The 3088-nt window shown below is 70.5% G+C and carries 2 protein-coding genes; both read left to right on the forward strand.

The window, feature by feature from the left end:
* The coding region (locus DI269_RS03260) for a peptidoglycan D,D-transpeptidase FtsI family protein (RefSeq protein ID WP_112133699.1) at positions 1-1894 on the forward strand (1894 nt) is incomplete at its 5' end.
* Between the two features lie 158 nt (positions 1895-2052).
* The gene (locus DI269_RS03265; protein WP_112133700.1) at positions 2053-2967 is read left to right on the forward strand and encodes a proteasome assembly chaperone family protein; all 915 of its coding nucleotides are present in this window, start codon (positions 2053-2055) and stop codon (positions 2965-2967) included.
* Positions 2968-3088: the final 121 nt, after the last annotated feature.

The following is a 3088-nucleotide window of genomic DNA, read 5'->3' on the forward strand; positions in this document are numbered from 1 at the left end:
GTCGGAGCCGGTGCGGCGCACCGGCACCGTGCGGTCGAACCCGAACCGCCGCACCGGGACCGTGGGTCCGCAGCGGCGCGCCACGTCGCGTCCGACCTCGCGCGCCACCGGTCCGGTCAAGGCCGTCCCGGTCAAGCCGCTCCCGCGCCTGCCGCGCCTGGGCAGCCCGCGGCGGCGCCTGCGCATGGCCTCGGCGTTCGTCATGATCCTCCTGCTGATCTCCGGCACCCGCCTGATCCAGCTCCAGGTCACCGACTCGGCGGCGTACGCGGCCGAGGCGATGAACCAGCGCCTGACGACCGAGCCGCTCCCGGCCGAGCGCGGGGCCATCCTGGACCGCAACGGGAACCGCCTCGCCTACTCGATCGAGGCGAACTACATCGCGGTCGACCCGGTCATGGTCAAGGGCGACGCCGGCGAGCTCGCCGCGAAGCTCGCCCCGCTGCTGGGGCGCACCGCCTCCGAGCTCGAACCGCTCATCTCGACGCAGGAGACGGCCCAGGGCGACCCGATCCGCTTCGCGTACCTCCAAAGGGGTGTGGACCTCGCGATCGGCGACGAGATCCGCGACCTGGAGAACCCGGGCCTGATCATCGGCGACGACGAGCGCCGGGTGGTGCCCGGCCACGACCTCGCCGCGAACGTCCTCGGCTTCACCGGCGGCGACGACGGCGAGGGCCTGGGCGGCCTGGAGGCCGCGTACAACGACTGGCTCACCGGCACCGACGGCGAGGTCTCCTACGAGCGCAGCCAGTCCGGGCAGCCGATCCCCGGCGCGTTCTACCGCGAGGAAGAAGCGGTGCCGGGCAAGGACATCCAGCTGACCATCGATGCCGACCTCCAGTTCCAGGTGCAGAAGATCCTGGAGGCCACGGTGACCGACCACGACGCGCAGTTCGGTTCGGCGATGGTCATGGACGTCGACACCGGCGAGATGCTGGCGATGGCCTCGACCCCGACCTACGACGCGGCCAACCCGTTCGACGTCGAGAGCGACGAGGCGTACCGCGACTACGGCACGCAGGCCACAGTGGACCCCGGCTCGATCCACAAGGCGGTCGTGTTCGCCGCGGCCCTGGAGGAGGGCTGCATCGAGCCCGACGGGACCATGCACGTCGAGCAGTCGATCAACAAGGGCGGCACCGACTACCGCGACACGTACGAGCACGGCAGCGCCGTCCTGAGCCTGGCCGGGATCATCGCGCAGTCCTCGAACGTGGGCACGATCCAGCTCGCCGACTGCGTCGGCAAGGAGAAGCTGTACGAGTACCAGCGGGCCTTCGGCCTGGGCGAGGCCACGGGCGTGGGCGTCGCGGGCGAGGCCTCGGGCATCCTCCAGCCGCCGGACAACTGGTCGGGGACCTCCTACGGGTCGGTCCCGATCGGCCACGAGGGCACGGCCACGATCATCCAGATGGCCGCCCTGTACGCGGCGATCGCGAACGACGGCGTGTACGTGCAGCCCACGCTCGTCGACCACAAGCTGGACGCGGACGGGAACGTCGTCGAGGACGACGAGGAGCCCGAGACGCACCGGGTGATCTCCACCGAGACGGCCCAGGAGCTCCAGTACCTGCTCCAGGCGCCCATCGCGGCGGAGACGGGCACGGGCCGCAACGCCGAGCTGGAGAACTACCACCTGGCCGGCAAGACCGGCACCGGCGGCCTCGTGGTCGACGGCGAGTACGCGGCGGGCAACGTGGCCTCGTTCGTGGGGTTCGCCCCGGCGGAGGACCCGCAGTACGTGGTGGCCGTGAGCGTCTACGTCCCCGGCGGTGGCGGCGGCGGCTCGACGACCGGCGAGGCGTTCAAGGAGATCAACGAGTTCGCGTTGGGCTACTTCGGGGTTCGCCCCGCGACCGACCCCGCCCCGGTCTTCGACGTTTGGGGTTAGGTGTGGCGCAGCCACTCCGGTTCGGGGTGCGGGTGGGGCGACGGGTGTGGGGGGTTGAGGGTTGGCGTGACGCTTCTCCGAAACCTCCCCGAGGGGGAATCGGAGGTCGGCATCCGGCGTTAGCATCGAAGGCGTCAAGGAAGAAGGAGCCGATTGTTTTGAACGATGACCCTTGGGCACTGTGTGAAGTCCTCGCCGAGCCCCCGGAGGCCCGCGGCGCGGTCCTGCTGCACTTCCTCGACGGGTTCATGGACGCGGGCCAGGCGGGGCGGGGTGTCGTTGACCACCTGTTCAAGACCTGCGAGCACACGCCGGTGGCGTCCTTCGACGTCGACCAGCTCATCGACTACCGCTCGCGGCGGCCGAACCTGACGTTCTCGATCGACCGCTGGTCGGACTTCGAGGCCCCGCAGCTGGTCGTCTACCTCATGCGCGACGCCTCCGAGCGGCCGTTCCTGCTCATGACCGGACCCGAGCCCGACTTCGCCTGGGAGCGGTTCGTGGACTCGGTCGAGGACCTGATCGAGCACTGGCACGTGCCGCTGACCCTGGGCTTCCAGGGCATCCCGATGGGCGTCCCGCACACCCGCTCGCTCGGCATGACCGTGCACGCGACCCGCCCCGAACTCGTCTTCGACAACCGGCCGGTGTTCAACGAGGTCACCGTCCCCGGGAACGCCGCGGGCCTGCTGGAGTACCGCCTCGGCGAGTCCGGCCGCGACGCGGTCGGCCTGTCGGTGCACGTGCCCCACTACGTCATGCAGATGACCTACCCGGCCGCGACGATGCGGCTCCTGGAAGGCATCCGCGAGGCCACCGGCCTCGACCTGCCCACCGACGAGGAGCTCGAACTCGAACGGGCCCAAGTCGACTCGGACATCGCCGAGCAGGTCGCGGAGTCCGACGAGGTCGCCGACGTCGTGAAGACCCTCGAAGAGCAGTACGACTCGTTCACCGAGGCCGCCGACGCCGACGACATGCTCCAGGAGGGACGCATCCCCACCGCCGACGAGCTCGGCGCCGCGTTCGAGCACTTCCTGGCGGAGCGCCAGCGAGGTGACGACGAGAAGTAGGGCTCGGCGGAAGACGACTGAGCCGCAACGAGAAGCGGGCCCGACCTTCCGGTCGGGCCCGCTTTCACGTACTCGCTAGACGTTGCCGTGCTTGGCGCGCGAGGCCGAGCGGCCGCGCTCC

Source organism: Glycomyces dulcitolivorans, from assembly GCF_003265355.1.
In the GTDB taxonomy this organism is placed as follows: Bacteria; Actinomycetota; Actinomycetes; order Mycobacteriales; family Micromonosporaceae; genus Glycomyces; species Glycomyces dulcitolivorans.